Here is a 21,181-nt window from a genome sequence, read left to right on the forward strand (position 1 = left end):
GCAAGATGAGTAAATCGGACCAATCGCCGCGCTTCCTGTGTCACAAGCCTGCGACAAATTCCGTCCACGAAGGATCATCGCTTGCGCGCCGACGCGCCGCGGTACCGGCTGTCACTCACAGTGGCAGCCGGTACCGCGACGCGTCGGCGGACGGAGGCGCTACGGAAGCGCTACGGCAGCACCCGCTCGATGGCGACGGCTCCGTCCCGCTCCAGAGCCAGGCGAGCCCGCTCGACCCGCTCGGGCGTGACGTCCCGACCGGTGGCCATCACGAGGTCCTCGGGGTCGATCTGGTTCTCGGATCCGGTGTGCAGCAGACGGTCGGGGGTGGGCAGCGACTCACTGTCGATGGACTCGGACATGGGATGCCTCCATGGATCGTGGGGCGGCCGGGCCTGACGGCTCTGTTCTCACGAGTGTGCAGCCGAAGCGCCGCGCCGCGCACCTGGAAACTGGCCGCCGGGGCCCGCTGGGTTCGCTGGATTGGCCGTCCGGGAGCGCCCCGGGTGCCCCCGCGCGCTTAATCTGCCCTCATGACCAGCCACGATGTGACGTCCCGGGTCGGGGCGCGTTCCCGGGAGCAGGTTGAGAGCGCGCTCGCGCGCCTGGAGTACATCGGCGACACCCCCTTCGAGCCGTCCCGGTTCCACCGCGGTTCGCTGGACGGCTACCTGTGGGCACTGGGGCGCAGCTCGCTCGCCCCGGTGACCGACAGCCTGGCCACCGGGCCGGAGGGCCCCTGCCCGGCGCAGCTCGGCGCCGAGCAGCAGGCCGCCCAGGTCCGCCAACTGGACCCGTCCGGTGATCAGGAGGCCCGCGACTACGCGCGCGGCGTGCACGACGCGCTCGCCTGGGTCTCCGGGCGCAGCGACGTCCAGCCGTAGGACAACCTCAGGAGGCAGGCAGCGAGCGCTTCAGGAACTCCACCTGGTGGCCGAGCATGTTCTCCAGCAGCGAGCCGTCGGTGGGCGCGGCGTGGCTGACCCCGCTGAGCGGCAGCACCTCGTGCGGGCGGCCCGCCGCCAGCAGGGCGCTGGACAGTCGCAGGGTGTTCGCCGTGAAGACGTTGTCGTCCGCGAAGCCGTGCACCAGCAGCAGCGGCCGGGTCAGCCGTGCTGCCGCGAGCACCAGCGAGTGGCGGTCGTAGCGCTCGGGGTACTGGTCGGGGTGGCCGAGGAAGCGCTCGCGCCAGTGGGTGTCGTAGAGCCGGAAGTCGGTGCCGGGGGCGCCCGCGACGGCGGCGTGGAAGACCTCGGGGCGGAAGATCACCGCGGCGGCCGCGAGCGTGCCGCCGAAGGACCAGCCGCGGATGGCGACCCGGGAGAGGTCGAGCTCGGGGTGGCGGCGGGCGGCCTCATGCAGGGCGGCCACCTGGTCGTCCAGGACCGGGGGCAGGATGTCGCCGTGGATCTCGCGCTCCCAGCGCGGCCCGCGCCCGGGGGTGCCGGCGCCGTCGGTCACCAGGACCGCGAAGCCCTGCTCGGCGAACCACTGCGACTGGTAGGTCCAGCCGCCCTGGTCGGCGGTCACCTTCTGTACGGCCGGCCCGCCGTACGGGTCCAGCAGGACGGGCAGCGGGGCGTCGCCGGTCCGGTGCCAGGACGGCAGGAAGAGCATCGTGCGCAGCTCGCGCGGCCCGGCGCTGAACAGCGTGACCCGCAGGTCGAGCACCGGCCGCTCGGTGTGCGAGGCGATCTCGACGGCTGGGCGGCCCGGGCGCAGCACGGTCACCCGGCTGCCGGGCCGGTCGAGCGAGCGCGCCGTGTGCACCAGGGTGCCGCCGCGCAGGACGCCGGTGTGCGTGCCGGGCTCGGTGCTGAGCGCGCGCAGGCCGTGGGCGGGGTGGTGGCTCCACAGGTGGGTCTCGGTGGGCTCCGCGGAGCCGGCGAACAGGACGGTGTCGCCGTCGGTGCCGAGGACGGCATGCAGCTGGAGGCCGGGAGGGGTGACGGGGGCGCCGTCGACGGCGAGGCGCCGGGTGTCGCCCGCGTCGAGCGCGGTGAGCAGGGCGCCGGAGGCGGTGCGGGCGGGCAGGCCGTCGATCAGCTGCACCCAGTGCTCGTCGCGGCTCTCGTGCAGCAGCCGGGTCGAGCCGTCGGCGCCGTCGACGGCCAGCACCCGCACGGTGCGCTGGTCGCGGCTCTGCACGGCGGCGAACGGGCCGTGCGCGTCCCAGCCGGCGGCGGCGACGTACTCGAAGGCCGCCCGGTCCCAGTCGACGGGCGTGCGGGAGCCGTCCAGCGCGGTGAGCCAGAGCGTGACCTCGGCGTTGGCGCCGCCCGCGGCGGGGTAGCGCATGGTGCGCGGCGGGCGGCCGGGATCGGCCGGATCGGCGAGGTGCCAGAGCGCCACCGGGCTGCTGTCGACCCGGGCGACCAGCAGCGCGGCGCCGTCGGGGGACCACCAGTAGCCGCGGTGGCGGCCCATCGACTCGGCCGCGACATGCTCGGCAAGGCCGAAGACGACCTCGGGGCCGTCCGGGGCGGCGAGCGCGCGGTCGCCGGTGCCGTCCGCCTCGATGACGCGCAGGGCGCCGTGGCTGACGTAGGCGATCCGGCGCCCGGTGGGGTCGGGGCGCGGGTCGACCACCGGGCTCTCGGCGGGCAGCCGGCGGGCCGCGCCGGTGGCGGTGTCGACGGTCCACAGGTTGCCGGAGAGCGCGAAGACGGCCAGCCCGGCCGCCGCGTCGGTGCTGTAGGCGACGATGCCGCCGGACTGCTCGCGGCTGCGCTCGCGCCGGGTGCGCTCCTGCTCGGAGAGCTGCTCGGCGGCGCCGCCCAGCAGCTCGGCCGGGTCGACCAGCAGCCGCTCGGCGCCGCCGGCGTCCGGATCCAGCGCCCACAGGCAGCCGAGCGGATCGTCACCGGCCCGGCTGCGCAGGAAGAGCACGGTCGAGCCGTCCGGGGCGACGGTGAAGTGGTCGGGCGCACCGAGAGTGAAGCGACGGGTGCGGGCGAGCTGCTGCGGCAACGTGATCGTCTGCATGGCTGACACCTTGTCATTCGCTGGTCGGCGCACCGCTGGCGGGTTCGATCAACCGGGCGCGCAGGAGTTCTGCGGGTCGGTCCTAAGTACGAAAAGGTGACCGGAAGGGTGGCAATCTGGCGGTCCGGGGTGCGGCGGGGCTCCGTCAGGGCCAGGCTGGGCACATGGGCGGAGTCGAGCGGGCGCACAGGGTGACCGATCCCGGATCCGCCCGGGACCCTGGAGACCTTCCTCTGGAGCTGATCCGATGACCGCAGATCTGACGTTCCACCAGCTCACCGCTGCTCGACCGCCGATTCCCATCGACTACCACCCGATCGAGGGCCCCGCCCAGCAGTTGCTGGTCACCGGCGAGCAGTTGCACGCCAACGCCTGCCTGCACTGCGGCAGTGACGAGCAGCAGCTGCTCACCGCCGGGCACGCGTACACCCACGCGGGCGGGCTGGCCTGGGTGGTGGTGGCGTGCGCCGCGCACCTCGCCCGCGGCTACGAGCACGCCGGGCGCGAGCAGGCCGACGTACCGCCCGCGACCACGGCGTGAGAGCCGACCCGGCCGGCCGCTCGGTGGGGAGCGGGATGCCGGCCGGGCAGGCGGCTCCACAGCGCGTCAGCTGCGTCAGAGCTGTTCGGGGGCGGCCATCCCCAGCAGGCCCAGGCCCAGCGCGAGGGTCCGGGCGGTGAGCCGGCAGAGCAGCAGCCGGTTCTCCCGGGTCGCCGTATCGGGGGCCTTGAGCACGGGCGCCTGTTCGTAGAAGGCGCTGAACGAGACGGCCAGTTGGTACAGATAGGTGCAGAGCCGGTGCGGCTCCCGGCTTTCCGCGACGGCTGCCAGTGCCGCCTCGCACTCGTCCAGCAGCAGCGCCAGCGCCCGCTCGGCGGGCAGCAGCGCGACCTCGGGGTGGGCGCGGCCGATGGAGTCGGCGGGTGCCTTGCGCAGGATCGAGTGGATCCGGGCGTGCGCGTACTGCAGGTAGACCCCGGTGTCCCCGGTGAGCGAGACCATCCGCGCGATGTCGAAGGCGTAGTCCCTGGTCCGGGCGTTGGAGAGGTCCGCGTACTTGAGCGCCCCGATGCCCACCTGGGCCGCCCGCTCGGCCAGTTGCTCCGGTGCCAGCTCCGGGTTCTTCTCCGCGATCACGGCCGAGGCCCGCTCGACCGCCTCGTCCAGCAGCTCCACCAGCCGGACGGTGTCGCCCGACCGGGTCTTGAACGGCCGGCCGTCGGTGCCCAGCACCATGCCGAAGGGCACGTGGGCGGCCGTCACCTCGGGCGGCAGCCAGCCCGCCCGGCGCGCGGTGTCGAAGACCATCCGGAAGTGCAGCGCCTGCCGGGCGTCCACCACGTACAGCAGCCGGTCGGCGCCGAGGTCGGCGACCCGCTCCCGGATCGCGGCCAGGTCGGTGGTGGCGTAGCCGTAGCCGCCGTCGCTCTTCTGGACGATCAGCGGCACCGGCTCGCCGTCCGGGTTCAGGATGCCGTCGAAGAAGACGCAGAGCGCGCCCTGCGAGCGCACCGCGACCCCGGACTCCTCCAACTCGGCGCAGATGGAAGCCAGCTGGGGGTTGTAGTGGCTCTCGCCGACCGCGTCGGCGTCCTCGAGCAGGACGTCGAGCCGCTGGTAGACGGTGGCGAAGTAGCGCTTGGACTCGTCCACGATCCGCTGCCAGGACGCCACCGTGGCCGGGTCGCCGGCCTGCAGGTCGACCACCCGCCGCCGGGCCCGCTCGGCGAAGTCCGGGTCGGCGTCGAAGTGCGCCCGGGAGGTCTTGTAGAGGGCGTCGAGGCTGGAGACGTCGTCCCCGCTCTGGCCGAACTCGTCCCGGTACTGGATCAGCATGCCGAACTGGGTTCCCCAGTCGCCGAGATGGTTGCGCCGGACCACCTGTTCGCCGCCGAAGGAGAGGATCCGGGCCAGCGCGTCACCGATCACGGTGGAGCGCAGATGGCCGACGTGCATCTCCTTGGCGATGTTCGGCTGGCTGTAGTCGAGCACCGTGACGCCGGTGCCGGGCAGCGGGCCGATGCCGAGCCGGTCGTCCGCGAGCCGGGCCTCGACCTGGGCGAGCAGCGCGGCGTCGGTGAGGGTCAGGTTGAGGAAGCCGGGGCCGGAGACCTCCCAGGCGGCCAGCACCCCGAGGCCGGCCGGCCGGGCGGCGCTCAGCTGGGCGGCGACCCGGTCGGCCAGTGCGCGCGGGTTGGCCTTCAGGGCCTTGGCCGTGGCGAGCAGGCCGTTGGCCTGGAAGTCCGCTCGGTCGCTGCGACGCAGCTGCGGGTCGCAGTCCGGAGCGTCGGGCAGTGCGACGCCGATGGCCTGCTGGAGGCCGGCGTGCACGGTGGCAGCGAGGGAGGGGACCGAGCTCATGAAGGGCAGCCGTTCTGTGCGGAGTCTGCGAAGTCGGGCCAGTCTGCTGGATCGGTGAGGACCGTGTCGCGGTAATTTCCAGTGGTCAACCGCTCCCAGAGCTCGCGGCTCGGGCTGTCCTGCGGGGGTGTGAAGCCGGGGTTCGCCTCGATCCAGCGGGCCACCCGCTCCTGGACCTCGGGTGCCCCGTAGGCCTGTGCGGGCGTCAGCAGCAGGTGCCTGGCCTGGGCGCGGGCGCGCATCACCAGTGGGTCCTCCAGGGCACACCACGGCAGCGCGGCCGCGATCGGGTCGGCGCCTGGGCGTGGGCCGGGCTCGCGGCCCGCGAGCTGGTCGCGCAGGCTGCGGTCGGCCACCACCTGGCGGTCGAACCAGGGCTTGAGGGTGTCCACCGCCCAGCGGTGGTAGTCGGTCTCCAGGTCGGTGCCGCCCGGCTGATCCACGTGGTGGGCCAGCCACTGGGCGGCCCAGAGGGTGAGCGGCAGGCCCTGGCCGTGCGTCGGGTTGGTGTGCACCATCGTGTCACCGATCCCGATCAGCCCGGTGGCCAGCGGGCCGTCCGCGTCCACCAGGGACGTCCAGCGGTTCTCCAGGCCGGCCATCGCGCGCACCGGGCCGATCGGGTCGTGCGGCAGCGCCAGCCAGTGCGCACAGCCGGCGAAGGTCCGGGCCACCGCCTCGAAGACCGCCGGATCGCGCAGCGCGCCTCGGGTGGGGTCGGCGGTGGAGAGTGTCAGGGCGACCGCGAAGACGCGGTTGTCGCTGGGGAACACCCCGCCGGTCGCGAACGCGGCGGCCGCTCCGCCGGGCACCCGGCCGGGATCCTCCGGCGCCTGCGGCCGCAGCCGGTACCAGCGGCAGAAGTACCCGATGCCGATCCGGTGGCTCTCCACCAGCGGCGCCCGGCCCGCCAGTTCGGCGATCCAGCCGGGGACGGGCGAGCGTCGGCCGCCGGCGTCGACCACCAGCTCGGCGCCGAACACCCCGGCGCTGCTGCGCACACCCGTGACGCGCTTGCCGCCGTCGGTCAACAGGCCTGTGACTGCTATACCTTGATGGATTGTCACTTCTGGCTGCTGTTCGGCTGCTTCACGCAGCGCCGCCTCCAGCACGATCCGCCGGGCCTTGACCCGGACCAGCTGCTCGTCCCCGGGCCGGTACGGAGGATGCTCGTCGAACCAGTCGAACTCGTGCTGCTCCCGGGCTCCCAGACGCAGCATCGCGTCATACACGTCGGGCGCCTCGGCCAGCAGCACGGTGCGTACGGGGGCGTTCAGCACGTGCGGCTGGACGGCCTGCGGGACGCCGGGGCGCTGCCAGTCGAGGAAGTCCCGGTCGAGATCGGCGCGGGCGCGGCGGATCTCCCTTTCCAGGACGGTCACTTGGTGTCCGCGGCGGCCCAGGAAGAGTGCGGCGGAGAGTCCGCCGATCCCGCCGCCCAGCACGGTGATGTGCACCATCAGGTTCCCCTTGCTCTCGGTGCGCTTTCACCGTAGCAAGGGTGATCAACTGGCCGGGCGGCGGGTCGGGGTCAGGCGGGGGCGCCGAAGTCCTGGGTCCACCACGGGCCGCCGGGGCCCAGGTGCACGCCGACGCCCAGTTCCTTGAAGGCGCAGTTCAGGATGTTCGCCCGGTGGCCGGGGCTGTTCATCCAACTGTCCATCACCGAGGCCGGGGTGGGCTGTCCCATCGCGATGTTCTCGCCCCAGGTGCTCCACTGGTAGCCGGTCGCGTCGATGCGCTGCTGCGGACCGGCGCCGTCCGGGTTGGTGTGGTCGAAGAAGTTGCGGGCCGCCATGTCGTCGGACTGTCCCTGCGCGGCCTGCTGGAGCTTGGCGTTGGCGGTCACCGGGCCGCAACCGTTCTGCGCGCGCTGGATGTTGACCAGGGCGAGCACCTGCTGCGCGTAGTCGCCCGAGGGGGTCGCGGTGGGGGTGGGCGAGGGATGCGCCGAGGTGCTGGCATGCACCGGTGGCGGCGCCAGCACCGGCGCCGGCGCGGACGTGGCGGGCGAGGCGGTGGGGGTGTGAGCCGCGGTGGGGGTGGTGACGGGGGAGGCGCCGGGCGCGTGCGGCACCGGGGTGGTCGCGCTGGGGGAGGCAACGCCGGGTGGCGCGGTCGGCGCCCCCGCCGGCAGCTGCGCGGCCAGGGTGTCGGGCTGCGCTGCCGCCGCGCCGCTCGCGTCGACCGGCGTGGCCTGCCCGGGGGAGAGGCTGTTCCAGGTCACCCCGGCGGCGGTCAGCGCCGCCAGCACGCCGAGCGCGACCGCGGTGCGGCGCCGTCCGCCCGTGCCGCCGCGCCTGCGCCGTCCGCCCGCCGGCCGACGGCGGGAACCGCCGCCCGCGCGGTGCCCGGCGGCCCGCGAACGCGGCGCGGGGGAGCCGTGGGCCGTGGTCGGCGGAGCCTCCAGCGTGTGCACCAGCGGCAGCTGGCCCACGTTCGGCTGCTCCCCGTCGCCGGTCTGTGCCCTGCTCGCCCCTGCGCGGTTACTGTGCGTGCCCACCCGTGTTCCACCTTCTCCGTCAGCCGGCCTGTCCACCCTGGGAGATCCGTGGCGGTGGGGTCGATAACAGAAAATCCGAAAACTAATCGGTGGGCGGCCGGGGGACCGGGAGGCGGGCGACCAGGCGGGCGCCGCGCGGGGCGTCCTGGGCGCGCAGCGTGCCGCCGTGGTGGGAGGCCAGGTCGCGGGCGATGGCCAGGCCCAGGCCCGCGCCGCCGTGGTCGCGGCTGCGCGAGTCGTCGAGCCGGGCGAACCGCTCGAAGACCCGCTCGCGGTCGGCCGCCGGGATGCCGGGCCCGTCGTCGGTGACCTCCAGGACGGCGCCCGGGCCCGCCGGTCCGTCCGGCTCGACCAGCAGGGAGACCGCGACCTGCTGCTCGGCGAAGCGCTGCGCGTTGTCCAGCAGGTTGGTCACCAGGCGGGTGAGCAGCAGCCGGTTGCCGTCCAGCGCGATCCCCGGCGCCAGCTCCAGTGCCACCGGGACGCGGTCGCCGCGCCGCGACTCGACGGCCTCGCGCACCAGGTCGCCGAGGTCCACCCGCTGGGCGGAGACCGGCCCCGCGGCGTCCATCCTGGCCAGCAGCAGCAGGTCGGCGGCGAGCTGCTCAAGGCGGGCGGTGTCCTCCAGGGCGCCGCTGATCAACTCGCGGCGCAGCTCCGGGTCGGCCACCGCCTGCGCCACCTCCAGCTGGGTGCGCAGCACGGCGATCGGGCTGCGCAGCTCGTGCGAGGCGTCGGCGATGAACTGGCGCTGGCGCACCCCGGAGGACTCCAGGCGGTCCAGGGTGTCGTTCATGGTGCTGGCCAGCCGGGCGATCTCGTCTTGGGTGGGCGGCACCGGGACCCTGCGGTGCAGGTCGCGGTCGCTGATCGCGGCGACCTCGGCGCGGATCGCCTCCACCGGCCGCAGCGCCCGGCCGGTGACCCACCAGGTGACCGCGCCCACGGTGAGCAGCAGCAGCGGCACGCCGACCGCGAGCGCCGCCGTGGTGGTGGCGTCGGCCGCGTCGGCGTCCCGCAGCGAGGTGCCCGCGTAGACGGTGACCAGGCCGTTCGGGGTCTCGGTGGTGACCTGGACGACGCGTTGGCGGTGCTCCTCGCCCATCCGCGTGACGTCCCAGGTGTTGCGCACGGTGCCCGGGGTGGTGGGGCGCTGGCTGGAGATGGCCGGTTTGCCGCTGAGGTTCTGGCTGGAGGTGAGGACCTTGCCTGTGGCGTTCACCACTTGAAGGAAGTCCGCGCCGTGGGTCGGCTGGAGCAGCGGGTCGAGGCGGCCGGCGATGGCCAGCTGCGCGACGGTGTCGGCCTGGTGCTCGGCGTCGGTCTCGGCGTTCTGCAGGAGGTTGGCGTCCAGCAGCCCGACCAGCGCGTACGAGGAGGCGGCCAGCGCGACGGCGACCACCGAGCAGGCGCCCAGGGTCGCCCGGGCCCGTACGGTCATCGGTCGCAGCTTGCGTCTGCGCCGCGGCGGCTGCTGCTCAGCCACCGTCGGTCGCCAGCCGGTAGCCGGCGCCCCGGACGGTCTCCAGCGCGGACCGGCCGAACGGCGCGTCGATCTTCCGCCGCACCGCGCTGACGTGCACCTCCACCACGTTGGGGTCGCCCTCGAAGGCGGTGTCCCAGACCTGCTCCAGGATCTCCCGCTTGGGCACCACCTCGCCGGCCCGCCGGGCCAGGTGCTCCAGCACCGCGAACTCGCGCGCGGTGAGCCGTATCTCGGTGCCGCCGCGGCTGCAGGAGTGCCGGGCGGGGTCGATCCGCAGGTCGCCGAACTCCAGGTTCTGCGGCCGGCGGCGGCCGGTGCGCCGGGCCAGTGCGCGCAGCCGGGCCAGCAGGACCACGTAGGAGAAGGGCTTGGAGAGGAAGTCGTCGGCGCCGGTGTCCAGGGCCTCGGCCTCGTCGTACTCGCCGTCCTTGGCGGTGAGCATCAGGATGCCCGCCTCGCTGCCGGCCGCCCGCAGTCGTGCGCAGACCCGGTAGCCGTTGATGCCCGGCAGCATGATGTCCAGCAGGATCACGTCGTAGTCGTGCTCGCCCGCCATCCACAGACCTTGCGGGCCGTCGTGGGCCACATCCACCGAGATTCCCTCGGCCTGCAGACCCCGCTGCAGAGCGGCGGCCAGCCGCCGCTCGTCCTCGACCACCAATACGCGCATGTCGACAAGGATCGCAGGCGTTGCGGCGAGTTGGCTGAAGATCCCTTCAGGAACCTTCAGCTTGGCTTCAGCAAGCGGGACCCATGCTGTGCGTTGCGCGCCGGTATTCGGCCATCCGAATGCCAAAGGGGCATGGACATGAAGAACTGTGAGGCCGGTCCGCGGCCACCGGTCCGTCGGTCCCCGGACACCCGGTGTCCGGCCGGGATATATCCCGGATATCGTTCGACGCCCTACGGTCACGTGCCGGGCGGGGTTTGCGACAGTCGCCCCCGCCGCGCCGATGCCACCACCCCACCCATGTCTTCGGCCCAGCGGGCACGGTCGCGAGCGCGCGGCCCGATCCGTCAGGCCCCTCTGGAAGGAGCCTGATGCGGTCGAGAGCGTCGAACCGGATCACCGTCGTGTCCGCGAGCGTGGGAGCAGGCCACGACGGCGCGGCAGGTGAGCTGGTGCGCCGGCTTCGGGCGGCCGGCTTCGAGGCCGAGTGCCACGACTTCCTCGACCTGCTGCCGCGCGGCTGCGGCCGGCTGCTGCGCGGCAGCTACGCGCTGGAGCTGAAGGTCGCTCCGTGGGCCTGGGGCTGGCTGCTGCGCGCGCTGGAGCGCCACCACCTGTCCGCCGCGCTGGTGGGCTGGCTGTCCGCGGTCGCGGGCGCCCGGCGGACCAGGGCGGTGGTGGGGCCGGACACCGGAGCGGTGGTCTCCACCTACCCGCTGGCCAGCCAGGCACTGGGCCGGCTGCGTCGGCGCGGCGCGCTGCATGTGCCGGTGGTCACCTTCCTGACCGACATGTCCGTGCACCCGCTCTGGGTCGCGGAGGGCGTCGACCTGCACCTCGCGCTGCACCCGGTGGCCGCCGAGCAGGCGGTCCGGCACGGCGCGGCGGACGTCCAGGTCTGCGGGCCGCTGGTGGGCCCGGCCTGCCGTCCGGTCCGCTCGGCCGCCGAACGGCTGCGTGAGCGGGCCCGCTTCGGCCTGCCCGCCGACGGCCCGGTGGCGCTGGTGGTGGCCGGCTCCTGGGGTGTCGGCGAGGTGGAGGAGACGGCGAGCGAGATCGCGGCCGCGGGCGTGGCTGTCCCGGTCACCGTCTGCGGGCACAACGACGGGCTGCGCGCGCGGCTGGCCGCGGCCGGCACCGGTGTGGCGCTCGGCTGGGTGGACGACATGCCCGCGCTGCTGCGCGCGGCCGACGTGGTGGTGCAGAACGCCGGCGGCCTGACCTCGCTGGAGGCGATGGCCAGCGGCGTCCCGGTGGTCAGCTACCGCTGCCTGCCCGGCCACGGCGTCACCAACGCCGCCGCGCTGGACGACGCCGGGCTCGCCGTGTGGATCCGCGAGCCGAGCCGGCTCGAGCCGGCGCTGACCGCCGCGCTGGCCAACCCGGCCGTCCCGCTGCCCCGGCCGCAGGTGGCCCCGGCGGAGCAGGTGATAGCCGCGCTGGCCGGTGGCCTCGCGCTGCCCGTTCCCGGCCAGGCCTCCGCCCCCGCCGTCGCGCCCGTCCTCGAGGTGGCCTGATGACCCGCTCGACCACGCTGCTGCGCACCGGGGCCGCCATCGCCGGCGGCCTCGCCGTCGCCCACAGCCTGCCCGCGCTCACCTCGCTCGGCGCGCTGCGCCCGCTGCTCGCCCCCCGGCTCAGCGGCCCCGGCGACCCCGGGCATGTGGCGCTGACCTTCGACGACGGCCCCGACCCGGCCTCCACGCCGCTCTTTCTGAAGGAGCTGGAGAAGGCCGACGTCCGCGCCACCTTCTTCGTGCTCGGCCGGATGCTGGTGCGCGCCCCCGACCTCGGCCGTGAGCTGGTCGCGGCCGGGCACGAGGTCGCCGTGCACGGCTGGGCGCACCGCCCGCTGCTGCTGCGCAGCCCGCGCTCCACCCGCGACGACGTGGCGCGCGCCCGCGACCTGGTGGCGGACGTCACCGGGCAGCCGCCGCGCTACTACCGCCCGCCGTACGGGGTGCTGAGCGCCTCCGCGCTGTACGCCGCGCGCGAGTGCGGCCTGACCCCGGTGCTCTGGACGCACTGGGGGCAGGACTGGACGGCCCGCGCCACGCCCGACTCGGTGCTGCGCACGCTGACCCGCGCGCCGCTGGCCGGCGGCACCGTCCTGCTGCACGACTCGGACGTCACCTCGGCGCCCGGCGCCTGGCGCTCCGCGCTCGGTGCGCTGCCCCGGCTGCTCGACCTGTGCACCGAGCAGGGCCTGAAGGTCGGCCCGCTGGGCGAGCACGGCCTGCGCTAGAGCACTGGAGGGGGAGGCCCCGGCAGGATCTGCCGGGGCCGCGGCGGCTGCTCGCCCCAGCGGCGCCACTCGCGCGGGTAGCCCACCGAGACCTCCTCGAAGCGCACCCCGTCGTACCAGGTGGTGCGCGGGATGTGCAGGTGGCCGTAGACCATCGCGGCGGTGCGGAACCGGGTGTGCCAGTCGGCGGTCAGCTCGGTGCCGCACCACTGCGCGAACTCCGGGTGGTGCAGCACGTCCATCGGCGTGCGCACCAGCGGGTAGTGGTTGACGAACACCGCCGGCAGGCTGCCGTCCAGCTCGCTGGTCAGCCGCTGCTCGGTCAGCTCCACCCGGGCCCGGCACCAGTCGTCCCGAGTCGGGTACGGATCGGGGTGCAGCAGCTGCTCGTCCGCGCACACCACGCCCGCGGCGTACGCGATGTCGAGCGCCTCCTGCTTGGTGTCGGCGCCCTTGGGACGGAACGTGTAGTCGTACAGCAGGAAGAGCGGGACGATCACCGCCGGGCCGCCGATGCCTCGGAAGACCGGGTACGGGTCCTCCGGGGTGACCACGCCCAACGTGCGGCAGATCTCCACCAGATGGCGGTAGCGCGGCTCGCCGCGCAGCTGCACCGGGTCGTGGCCCGGCGACCAGAGCTCGTGGTTGCCCGGCACCCACACCACGGTCGCGAACCGCTCGGCCAGCCCGCGCAGCACCTGCTCGATGTCGGCCACCTGCTCGCCGATGTCGCCGGCCACCAGCAGCCAGTCCTGCGCAGAGGTGGGGACCAGCGCGTCGGCGTGCGCCCGGTTGGCCTCATAGGCGACGTGCAGGTCGCTGATGGCGAGCAGCCGCCCCGTGCCGTCCTGCTGCTGGTCCAACGCCGTCCTCCATGGGTCGGTGCCCCGGCAGTGTCTCTGCCGGGGCCAAGGGTAAGTCGCGGTGGTGCTGCCGTGGTTGGCGGGGGGATGCTCTTATGGATGTCAGGCGTCGGCCGGGCGCAGCACCGCGGGCAGCGCCGGGTGGCCGTTGGAGATGAACGACTCGACGTGGCCGAGGTCGCCCCCGACCAGGGTGAGCTGCGGGAACCGGTCGAAGAGCGCGGGCAGGGCGATCGCCGCCTCCAGCCGGGCCAGCGGCGCGCCCGGGCAGAAGTGCACGCCGTGGCCGAAGGACAGGTGCTCCTTGGCGGGCCGCAGCACGTCGAAGACCTCGGCGTCGTCCGGGTAGAGCTGCGGGTCGCGCCCGGCCGCGGCGTAGCCGACCAGGATCGCCTCGCCCTGGCGGATCAGCACGTCGCCGACCTGGATGTCCTCCACCGCGTAGCGCAGCGGCAGGCTGGCCACCGGCGCCTGCACCCGCAGCGCCTCCTCGATCACGTCGTCCCAGGAGGCCTGCCCGCTGCGGACCAGCGCGAGTTGCTCGGGGTGGGTGAGCAGCAGGTGGATGGCGTTGTCGAGCAGGTTGACGGTGGTCTCGTGCCCGGCGCTGATCAGCAGCATCAGGGTGTCGATCAGTTCGGACTCGGTGAGCCCGGCGCCGTCGCCGCTCTCCTCCTCGGCCCGGACGCTGATCAGCCGGCTGGTCAGGTCGTCGGCCGGCTCCTTGCGGCGCAGCGCGACCAGCTCGCCCAGGATGCCCTGCATCTGAAGGAAGTTGGCCTGGGCCTCCGCCGGGCCGATCGAGGTGTTGAAGAAGTTGTCCACGCAGTGGCGCACGCTCGGCGTCAACGAGTCGGGTACGCCGAGGAGTTCGTTGATCACCCGGATCGGGATCGGGTAGGCGTAGCCCTCGCGCAGGTCGGCGGGGGTGCCGGGCTCGGTGGTCGCCAGCTCGTCCAGCAGCTCGGCGGTGATCTGCTCGATCCGCGGGCGCAGCGCCTCGCTGCGCCGGGGGGTGAACGCGCCCAGCAGCAGCTTGCGCAGCCGGCGGTGCTCGCTGCCGTACGCGGTGAACATGCTCTCCACCGCGACCCAGGGGGCCAGCGGCCAGTCCGCGGGTATCTCGCCGTTGACGAAGGCGGCCCAGTGCTGGCGGGCGCTCTTGGAGATCCGGGGGTCGGTCAGCAGCTCCTTGATCAGCTGCTGGCTGCCGACCGACCAGGCGACCACGCCGCCGGGCAGCTCGACCTGGGCCACCGGCCCGTCCTGGTGGATGCGGCGCGCCTCACCCTGGATGTCGCGGCCGGTGAGGTCGATGGCGTAGGGACAGCGGGCGGGTTCCACGGACGGCCTCCTGGGGGTAGCGGGGACGCCGATCAGCTAAGCAGATCGACCACGTATTGTCAGGAGATCGTCTCCATCGGTGAGTTGGCGGATCATCGGCGCCGCGGTCCGATCGCCAGTACTGTTGGGGCGTATGACACAGGCAGTAACGGGGGCGCCTCCGGTCAGCTACTCCGACCACTACATCGTCTGCGGTGGCAACGCGCTGGCGCACCGGTTGATCCTCGAACTCGTCGAGCACTACGAGGTCCCGGTGCTGGCGATCGTCCCCGACCGCACCCGTGACCACGCCCCGCGGATCGAGCGGCTCGACGGCGTCACCGCCGTCCTGGAGTACAGCGGCGTCACCGACGAGGCGCTGCGCGCCGCGTGCGTCGGCACCGCCCGCGGGATCGCGCTGGTGGACGGTGACGACCAGGCCAACATCCACGCCGCGCTCAGCGCCCAGGGCCGCAACCCCGAGCTTCGGATCGTGCTGCGGATGTACAACCAGCGGCTGGGCGAGCAGATCCAGAAGCTGCTGCGGAACTGCGCCGCGCTCTCCGGCTCCGCCACCGCCGCGCCCGCCTTCGCCAACGGCGCGCTGGACCGGCCCAACTCCGTCCAGGTCGGCGACCGCTTCATCTACGTCGCGTACGACGCCGACATCACCGCGGGCCACCTGTGCGTGGCCGCCGACGGGATAGACCGGCAGGACCTCACCCGGCTGCGCCTGCTGCCCGACACCGGGCCCGCCTCCAGCGAGTTCATCCGGCTGGCCGCCGCGTTCGGCGAGGGCGGGCCGATCGCGGTCGGCTCCGGCGCCCGGCCGGGTGAGCGGGCGCCGGGGGACGACGGCAGCGTCGCCGTGCTGCAGACGCTCCCCACCGAGCCGCCGCTGCGGGTCTCCTGGCCCTCCCGGCTGCGCTACCGGCTGCAGGACACCCTGCTCTACTTCACCAGTGCCCGGCTGCGGATCGTGCTCTTCAGCGCCTTCGCGGCGATCGCCGCCTCCTTCGGCGTGATCTGGGCCTTCAACCGGGACTTCGGCTGGACGGTCTACATCACCCTGCTCGATGCGGCCGGCGCGGCCCAGCCCGACCAGTACGGCGATCCGAGCGGCGGGACGGGTGGCGGCTGGCAGCGGGTGGCGCAGGTGGTGATCACCTTCTGCAGCATCACCTTTGTGCCGGTGGCCACCGCGATCATGGTCGAGGCGCTGGCCTCGGGGCGGCGCGGGCTGCCCAAGAGCCCCAGCGCCGGGCTGCGCGAGCATGTGGTGGTGGTCGGGCTCGGCAACGTCGGGACGCGGGTGGCCACCCTGATGCGCGAGTTCGGCGTGCCGGTGGCCTGCGTGGAGCGCGACCCGCAGGCGCGCGGGATCGCGGCGGTGCGGGCGCTGGGGATACCGGTGCTGGTCGGCGATGGGCCGCTGGAGGACCAGCTGCGCCGGGCGAGGGCGCAGCACAGCCGGGCGGTGGTGGCGGTGACCAACGACGACGCGGTCAACCTGGAGGCGGCGTTGGAGGCCCGGGCATTACGAGAGAGCGTTCGCATCGTGGTGCGGCTCTTCGACGATGACTTCGCTCATCACGTCTACGCGACCCTGGGCAATGTCGCCTCGCGCTCGGTCTCCTACCTGGCCGCGCCCGCCTTCGCCGCGGCGCTGATGGGCCGCGAGGTGCTCGGCACGCTCTCGGTCTTCCGGCATGTGCTGCTGGTCGCCGAGTTGACGGCGGAGGACGGCGGCGCGCTGGTGGGGATGAGCCGCAACGACATCGAGGCGCTCGGCGGCCTGCGGGTGCTGGCCGTCCGGCTGGCCCGCCAGCCGGACAACTACCAGTGGGGGTACGCCGATCGCAGCCGCGGGCTGCGGCCGGGCGACCGGGTGGTATTGGCCGCCACCCGCAGCGGGCTCGGGCGCCTGAACACCGCTGCCCCGGAGACCTCGGGAGAGTTCGCCCGCCTCGACCCGCCCGCCGGCCGGATCCCCGCCCAGCCCGACGAGGCGGCCGCCCCCGCGGGCGCCTGATGCAGTCCATCGACACCAGCGCGCTCGCACGTTTCATGCGCGGCGACGCCGAGCCCGCTTACTGAGCGGTGAGGAGTTCGCCCCGTTCGATGGCCTCGCGCAGAACGGAGGCGAAGTCCTTGGGCAGAAGGTTCACGGCGTCGAGGGCTTCGGCGGTGAAGGGGATCTCCTCCAACACGTACTCGCCGCGGCCTTCCTGGCTGAATTCGGGGCCGGTGCGGTCCTCGAAGTTCCACTTCGCGATGGTGGCGAGGTAGAAGTCTTGGCGTTCGTCGTCGGTCTTGATGGTGTGCAGCAGGCGGACGATCTCAGCTTCTCCGGCAATCTCCTCGCGGACCTCGCGGCGCAGGGCGTCCTCGCGGCTGGCGTCGGTGGCTTCGACCTTGCCGCCGACGATGACCCAGTACGGGGGGATGCCGGGTCGGATGCGCTTGATCAGCAACAGGGTGTTGTCGGGGGTGAGGAGGACGGCTCGGACGCGCTCTTGCATGGTGCTCTGCTTCCTGTGTGGCGGTGCGGGGCTGGTCAGTTGAGGATCCATCCCCCGTCGACGTGCAACGACTGACCGGTGATGAACGATGCGGACGGGGAGGCGAGGAAGGCGACGGCCGCCGCGACGTCCTCGGGCCGGCCTCGGCGCGGGACGCACTGGCGTCGGACCTGGTCCTCGGGGCGGGCGCGGTGGTGGGTGGGCAGTGCGTTCTCTGCTTCGACCTGGATGGCTCCCGGCAGGACAGTGTTCACGCAGATGCCGTCGGCTCCAAGTTCCCTGGCCAGCGAGCGGGTCAGGCCGATCAGTCCGGCCTTGGCGGTGCTGTAGGCGGTGAGTCCCGCGCGTCCGGCGCGGGCGTTGACGCTGCCGATGTTGACGATCCGGCCCCACCGGCGATCGGCCATGCTCGGGGTGACAGCCCAGCAAACTCGGTAGTGGATGGTCAGGTTGGTCTCGATGGCGTGGTCCCACTCGGTCTGGCCGAGCTGGTCCCACGGGGTTCGCGGGTAGGCGCCCGCGTTGTTGACCAGGATGTCCACCGGGCCGAGTTCGGATTCGACCTGGCTGGTCATCATGGCGACGGCGTTCGGGTCGGTGAGGTCGGCGCTGATCTCGATGCCGGTACGGCCTTCGCGGCGCACGTGGGCGAGGACGGCGCGAGCCTGGGTGATCTGGGCGAGGTGGTTGACGGCGACCGTCGCGCCGGCGGAGGCCAGGGCACGGGCGATGGCGGCGCCGATGCCGGTGGCGCCGCCGGTCACCAGGGCCACGCGTCCCTGGAGGGGACGGGCGGCGAGCGGCAGGTCAAGCAGCGCGGGTGTGGTCATGGTCGTTCCCATCGTCTGGGCCGGACGGCTGGTAAGGGTCGGTGCGGGTGAAGGTCTCGCCGATCGTCTCGGGGTCCTGGGCTTGAGCGAGCTTGGCCAGCAGCAGGAGCAGGTCGCTGTCGGTGAGCCTGGCGGGCGGGATGACGCCGAGGATGCGCATGGTGAGGAAGTGCCGGATCTCGGCGAGGAAGCCGTCCGGGCTCAGGCCGGCGGCGTTGGCGAGGTCGGTCCTGATCCGGTGGGTGAGGCGGGTGATCGCAGCTTCCCGTCCAGGGCCAACTGGCCAGGTGTAGTGAACTTCCAGGCGCCGATGGCGTGTCGACTGCTCGACGTGGGCGAGGTGCGGTGTGGTGCAGGGCGGGAGGTGCAGGTGGAGGGTGCGGGCGTACACGTCGGGCTGGTACGTCGGCACCAGCCAGCCGCCCATGGCGAGCAAGTACCAGAGCAGGTTGGCGATTTCGCCGACGAGGGTGTTGCGTCCGGCGTACTCGAAGTCGAGCCAGCACAGTGGGTCGGCGATGTTGGGCTCGGTCGGATCGCCCTGGGTGATCGCGGTGATCCAGCGGCGGTCGGGCCGCAGGCCGTCGCGGGCGGCGAGGACGATCTGCGGCAGGTCGAGCCGCAGCGGCAGGTCGTTGACCGTGAGGGCATAGCCGTTGAGCTGGGCCAGCGGCAGCGGAGTGCCCGTGCGTGGGGCAGGGATGGTGAGGGCGCTGCCGAGGTACCAGGTGTCGATCCGGCCGCCGGGGCGGATGCGGTCGGCGTAGAGGCCCGGGACGCAGGCCGACAGCGGTTCGAGGCGGCCGGTGGCCTCGACTGCCGCGAGGAGGCTGTCGCAGACGGCGTCGATCAGCGCCTCGACGCGTGGGACGGTGGCCGGGTCACGGTCGGCGCCGGCGATGAGGTCGCCGAGCAGCGCGTCGCACCGGCCACCCGCGAACACGTCCTGGTAAGCCACGAGGTGCCGGTCGGCCAGTCGGGTCCGGCCCAGCAGGTCAGGCACCGGCAGGTGTCCTGCGACCTGGTGCCAGCCGCTGGTTTCGGCCTCGGCGGCGGCCGGGGCGAGCCCCTTACGAAAGACCCTCTTCGTCCGGGGCTGTTGGATGTTCACGGGCGGCTCGTGGGCAGGGCGAGGGTCGCCAGCCAGTGGCCCAGCACGGCGGTGGCCAGCTCCACCGCAGCGTCGTGATCGTCGCGGGCCCGGTGCCGCAGGTCGGCTCGGGTGCCCGGCTCACGTTCCAGGAAGGTGATCAGGGCGTCGTCGTCGGAGGGGCACTCGGTGCCCTCGAAGCGGAGTATCACCTTGGCCAGCAGAGCGGTGATCTTGAACAGGGCCCGCAGGTCCGGGGCGCCCTTGAGGAACTGGCGGCGGATCTCCACGGCGGCCTGGACGCCGGCCTCGACGCTGGCTGCGACGTCTGCGGTCAGGTCCGGGGCGGGCAGCGTCAGACCGGGGCGGCACCACAGCGGGGTGAGGGAGCCGGAGCCGATCAGCGCGAGGACGTGCAGCAGGCGGGAGGTGACCGCGCCGGTGCGGCACTCGTTCTGCGTGAGGACCGTGATGCCGAGCTTGACGCCGCCGAGTTCGGCTTCCAGTTCGGCGAGTTCGCGCCGCAGCTGGGGCAAGCTGGCCTGCTCGGCGATGACGAAGACGTCCAGGTCGCTCCAGCCGTGCTGGTACTTGCCGCGCGCTCCGCTGCCGGTGACCGCCAGGAGGTCAATGATGGCCGGGGCCTTCGTGGTGCGGTCCAGCAGGGCGGACAGGTAGGACTCCAGGTTGACCGGCAGGCCGAGGCTGTTGACCGGTGCCGTGGCCGGGTGCCGCATCGGCCAGCGGTCCGCCAGGGCGATGCCGTCCAGGCGTCGTTCCAACTGGAGGCGGGTGCCGTCGTTGTGGATGATCTCGTGCGCGAGCATGGAGATCCCCGCCGCGCCCCGACGGGCCTTGACGGCGTCGCGCTCCACCACGTCGGCCGGTCCTGCCGTGCCGCGCTTCTCCCGCATGCCGGGCGAGGTGTCCAGGTAGAGGACGGTCAGCTGTCGGCCGAGCAATCGCCGCAATTCGGTGGTCGCGTCGTGGTCGTGCAGCGACTCGATGGCCACTCGGTCCAGGAAGTGGTGGGCCGAGCAGAACCGGTCGAGTCCGTCGACGAGGAGTTCGGCCCGCACGACGGCGCCGATCCGGTACGGGTCGGTGATGCCGGCGCGGTGGGCGGCGTCCTCGATGAGATGCCCGATCTTGAGGCGGCCGTAGCCGTGGCGCGTGCGCAGGTACTCGCCCGCCGTGCTCTTGCCGCTCTCGGTCATCCCGCCGAGGGCAACCACTCGGACGTTGGAAAGGGCGCCGGGCGGCACGACCGGGTTGAGCGGGTGCAGGTGGCGGCGGATCTCGTCCTGTACGGCGATCACGCGGCGCTCGCCGAGGACGACCGTGTGCGCGAACCGGCCCTCGCGCACCAGGCGGTGGATCTGCTGGTGGAGATGGCGCTGGTAGTCCGCGTAGGCGGGGGTGACGCTCCGCTCGTGGGAGAGGCTGCGGGCAGTGCCGATCACCGGGTCGCCGTCGTGCAGCAGGACGATGCCGTGCTCGGCGGCCTCGGCTGCCCGCAGATCGTCGCCGAACGGCTCCAGCAGCGCGCGGGCCCGGTCGGCGGCCTGGTCGGCGCTGAGCTGTTCGCGGACGGCCACGGTGGCGGCGAGGGAGGCTTCCAGCATGGGGACGCCCCGGTCCATGAACCGGATCGCCGTCCTGACGGGTGTGCGGGCGCGCTCCAGGTAGGAGTTGGCGAGTACGTCGGCGACCTCGTCGATCGACCCGTTGCCGAACCACCAGGCGGCCATGCCCTTGTCCTTGATGGCGGCCCAGCGCGGGTCGTGGGCGTCCAGCGGGCCGGTGGCCAGCGCGTCGGAGCCGATCCGGCGGGCCAGGATGCCGATCTGCTTGGTCTTGCCGGTGTTGTCCGGCCCGCTGAAGGCGATCGTGGCGGGCGGGGTGTGGTTCGGGTCGTGCTCGGCGATGGACACGAGGTTCCTCCACGGGAGTGCTGTCCTGCGTTGGTGAAGCGGTGGGACGGTCCCGTCCGGCGGGCCCCGGCGGCTGCGGGACCGGCGGGGCCGGAGGAGCGGGCGGCGGGGGCGACGGAGGCTGCGGGGCCTCCAGGGTCGGTGTGCTGGTTCGCGGCATGGCGAATCGCCTCTCGGTGAAGGAGTGGGAGTCCGGCCCGGCGGAGCACCGGGCGGCTGGTGGTGCAGGGGCCCACGGCCCCGACGGCGGAGCGTGGCTCCGCCGGACCTCGGTGCTGTTGGGCGTGCGCACGCCCAACAGCACCGAGGAGATCAAGGAGGGTCAGGCCGGCGGCGGAGTGTCCGGGCAGCGAGGGCTGTCCAGGTGT

General features: G+C 73.4%; 18 protein-coding genes. 5 read left to right on the forward strand and 13 right to left on the reverse strand.

Annotated features, from left to right (window positions below; translation table 11 throughout):
- Positions 1 to 170: 170 nt before the first annotated feature.
- Positions 171 to 362 carry a hypothetical protein gene (locus P3T34_RS31045; RefSeq protein WP_280669356.1) on the reverse strand — a complete coding sequence of 64 codons (192 nt, stop codon included), beginning with the start codon at positions 360 to 362 and terminating at the stop codon, positions 171 to 173.
- 171 nt (positions 363 to 533) lie between these two features.
- On the opposite strand from P3T34_RS31045, the gene P3T34_RS31050 reads away from it, so the two are divergent.
- Positions 534 to 884, forward strand: a complete 351-nt coding sequence (locus P3T34_RS31050) for a hypothetical protein (RefSeq protein ID WP_280669357.1) — start codon at positions 534 to 536, stop codon at positions 882 to 884.
- Positions 885 to 891: 7 nt separating this feature from the next.
- Here the strand turns inward: P3T34_RS31050 and P3T34_RS31055 are convergent, their stop codons facing one another.
- A complete protein-coding gene (locus tag P3T34_RS31055) occupies positions 892 to 2,985 on the reverse strand; it encodes a prolyl oligopeptidase family serine peptidase (RefSeq protein ID WP_280669358.1) in 2,094 nt (697 codons plus the stop codon).
- 247 nt (positions 2,986 to 3,232) lie between these two features.
- On the opposite strand from P3T34_RS31055, the gene P3T34_RS31060 reads away from it, so the two are divergent.
- On the forward strand, positions 3,233 to 3,526 hold the full coding sequence (locus P3T34_RS31060; protein ID WP_280669359.1) for a hypothetical protein: 294 nt from the start codon (positions 3,233 to 3,235) through the stop codon (positions 3,524 to 3,526).
- Positions 3,527 to 3,601: 75 nt separating this feature from the next.
- Here the strand turns inward: P3T34_RS31060 and argS are convergent, their stop codons facing one another.
- From argS to P3T34_RS31085, 5 genes are all read right to left on the reverse strand, one after another.
- Positions 3,602 to 5,347, reverse strand: coding sequence for an arginine--tRNA ligase (argS, locus tag P3T34_RS31065; RefSeq protein ID WP_280669360.1), 1,746 nt, complete (start codon positions 5,345 to 5,347; stop codon positions 3,602 to 3,604).
- Entirely contained in the window at positions 5,344 to 6,807 is a 1,464-nt protein-coding gene (locus P3T34_RS31070) for an NAD-binding protein (RefSeq protein WP_280669361.1), read from the reverse strand. Before P3T34_RS31070 ends, argS begins: the two co-directional genes overlap by 4 nt.
- Before the next feature lie 71 nt (positions 6,808 to 6,878).
- On the reverse strand, positions 6,879 to 7,850 hold the full coding sequence (locus tag P3T34_RS31075; protein ID WP_280669362.1) for a CAP domain-containing protein: 972 nt from the start codon (positions 7,848 to 7,850) through the stop codon (positions 6,879 to 6,881).
- A gap of 82 nt (positions 7,851 to 7,932) precedes the next feature.
- Positions 7,933 to 9,291: an ATP-binding protein gene (locus tag P3T34_RS31080; RefSeq protein ID WP_280669363.1), complete on the reverse strand. Its 1,359-nt coding sequence runs from the start codon at positions 9,289 to 9,291 to the stop codon at positions 7,933 to 7,935.
- A 37-nt stretch (positions 9,292 to 9,328) separates the two neighbouring features.
- Positions 9,329 to 10,006, reverse strand: a complete 678-nt coding sequence (locus P3T34_RS31085; protein ID WP_280669364.1) for a response regulator transcription factor — start codon at positions 10,004 to 10,006, stop codon at positions 9,329 to 9,331.
- Between the two features lie 371 nt (positions 10,007 to 10,377).
- Between P3T34_RS31085 and P3T34_RS31090 the strand changes: the two genes are divergently transcribed.
- Complete coding sequence (locus P3T34_RS31090) at positions 10,378 to 11,523, forward strand: glycosyltransferase (protein ID WP_280669365.1); 1,146 nt, start codon at positions 10,378 to 10,380, stop codon at positions 11,521 to 11,523.
- Complete coding sequence (locus tag P3T34_RS31095; RefSeq protein WP_280669366.1) at positions 11,523 to 12,251, forward strand: polysaccharide deacetylase family protein; 729 nt, start codon at positions 11,523 to 11,525, stop codon at positions 12,249 to 12,251. Before P3T34_RS31090 ends, P3T34_RS31095 begins: the two co-directional genes overlap by 1 nt.
- On the opposite strand, the gene P3T34_RS31100 is transcribed toward P3T34_RS31095, so the two are convergent.
- Together P3T34_RS31100 and P3T34_RS31105 are read right to left on the reverse strand one after the other, a co-directional pair.
- The gene (locus tag P3T34_RS31100) at positions 12,248 to 13,114 is read right to left on the reverse strand and encodes a metallophosphoesterase (protein WP_280669367.1); all 867 of its coding nucleotides are present in this window, start codon (positions 13,112 to 13,114) and stop codon (positions 12,248 to 12,250) included. The two genes, P3T34_RS31095 and P3T34_RS31100, sit on opposite strands and share 4 nt — an antisense overlap.
- A 102-nt stretch (positions 13,115 to 13,216) precedes the next feature.
- On the reverse strand, positions 13,217 to 14,458 hold the full coding sequence (locus tag P3T34_RS31105) for a cytochrome P450 (protein ID WP_280669368.1): 1,242 nt from the start codon (positions 14,456 to 14,458) through the stop codon (positions 13,217 to 13,219).
- A gap of 133 nt (positions 14,459 to 14,591) precedes the next feature.
- Here P3T34_RS31105 and P3T34_RS31110 point away from each other — a divergent pair, with 133 nt between their 5' ends.
- Entirely contained in the window at positions 14,592 to 16,469 is a 1,878-nt protein-coding gene (locus P3T34_RS31110) for an NAD(P)-binding protein (RefSeq protein ID WP_280669369.1), read from the forward strand.
- A 58-nt stretch (positions 16,470 to 16,527) separates the two neighbouring features.
- Here P3T34_RS31110 and P3T34_RS31115 read toward each other — a convergent pair whose 3' ends face one another.
- From P3T34_RS31115 to P3T34_RS31130, 4 genes are read right to left on the reverse strand one after another with little or no spacing between them, the layout of a single operon-like run.
- Complete coding sequence (locus tag P3T34_RS31115) at positions 16,528 to 16,959, reverse strand: NUDIX hydrolase (RefSeq protein ID WP_280669370.1); 432 nt, start codon at positions 16,957 to 16,959, stop codon at positions 16,528 to 16,530.
- Positions 16,960 to 16,994: 35 nt separating this feature from the next.
- Complete coding sequence (fabG, locus tag P3T34_RS31120; protein WP_280669371.1) at positions 16,995 to 17,789, reverse strand: 3-oxoacyl-ACP reductase FabG; 795 nt, start codon at positions 17,787 to 17,789, stop codon at positions 16,995 to 16,997.
- Entirely contained in the window at positions 17,767 to 18,900 is a 1,134-nt protein-coding gene (locus P3T34_RS31125; protein ID WP_280669372.1) for a hypothetical protein, read from the reverse strand. The genes fabG and P3T34_RS31125 overlap by 23 nt, the downstream gene beginning before the upstream one ends.
- The gene (locus tag P3T34_RS31130) at positions 18,897 to 20,813 is read right to left on the reverse strand and encodes a nucleotidyltransferase domain-containing protein (RefSeq protein ID WP_280669373.1); all 1,917 of its coding nucleotides are present in this window, start codon (positions 20,811 to 20,813) and stop codon (positions 18,897 to 18,899) included. Before P3T34_RS31130 ends, P3T34_RS31125 begins: the two co-directional genes overlap by 4 nt.
- Positions 20,814 to 21,181: the final 368 nt, after the last annotated feature.

This window comes from Kitasatospora sp. MAP12-44 (assembly GCF_029892095.1).
Lineage (GTDB): Bacteria > Actinomycetota > Actinomycetes > Streptomycetales > Streptomycetaceae > Kitasatospora.

What these genes read in the sequence shown, in the direction of transcription:
- P3T34_RS31045 (WP_280669356.1), bottom strand. Translation starts at nt 362, where the DNA reads ATGTCCGAGTCCATCGACAGTGAGTCGCTGCCCACCCCCGACCGTCTG.
- P3T34_RS31050 (WP_280669357.1), top strand. Translation starts at nt 534, where the DNA reads ATGACCAGCCACGATGTGACGTCCCGGGTCGGGGCGCGTTCCCGGGAG.
- P3T34_RS31055 (WP_280669358.1), bottom strand. Translation starts at nt 2,985, where the DNA reads ATGCAGACGATCACGTTGCCGCAGCAGCTCGCCCGCACCCGTCGCTTC.
- P3T34_RS31060 (WP_280669359.1), top strand. Translation starts at nt 3,233, where the DNA reads ATGACCGCAGATCTGACGTTCCACCAGCTCACCGCTGCTCGACCGCCG.
- argS (WP_280669360.1), bottom strand. Translation starts at nt 5,347, where the DNA reads ATGAGCTCGGTCCCCTCCCTCGCTGCCACCGTGCACGCCGGCCTCCAG.
- P3T34_RS31070 (WP_280669361.1), bottom strand. Translation starts at nt 6,807, where the DNA reads ATGGTGCACATCACCGTGCTGGGCGGCGGGATCGGCGGACTCTCCGCC.
- P3T34_RS31080 (WP_280669363.1), bottom strand. Translation starts at nt 9,291, where the DNA reads ATGACCGTACGGGCCCGGGCGACCCTGGGCGCCTGCTCGGTGGTCGCC.
- P3T34_RS31085 (WP_280669364.1), bottom strand. Translation starts at nt 10,006, where the DNA reads ATGCGCGTATTGGTGGTCGAGGACGAGCGGCGGCTGGCCGCCGCTCTG.
- P3T34_RS31090 (WP_280669365.1), top strand. Translation starts at nt 10,378, where the DNA reads ATGCGGTCGAGAGCGTCGAACCGGATCACCGTCGTGTCCGCGAGCGTG.
- P3T34_RS31095 (WP_280669366.1), top strand. Translation starts at nt 11,523, where the DNA reads ATGACCCGCTCGACCACGCTGCTGCGCACCGGGGCCGCCATCGCCGGC.
- P3T34_RS31110 (WP_280669369.1), top strand. Translation starts at nt 14,592, where the DNA reads ATGACACAGGCAGTAACGGGGGCGCCTCCGGTCAGCTACTCCGACCAC.
- P3T34_RS31115 (WP_280669370.1), bottom strand. Translation starts at nt 16,959, where the DNA reads ATGCAAGAGCGCGTCCGAGCCGTCCTCCTCACCCCCGACAACACCCTG.
- fabG (WP_280669371.1), bottom strand. Translation starts at nt 17,789, where the DNA reads ATGACCACACCCGCGCTGCTTGACCTGCCGCTCGCCGCCCGTCCCCTC.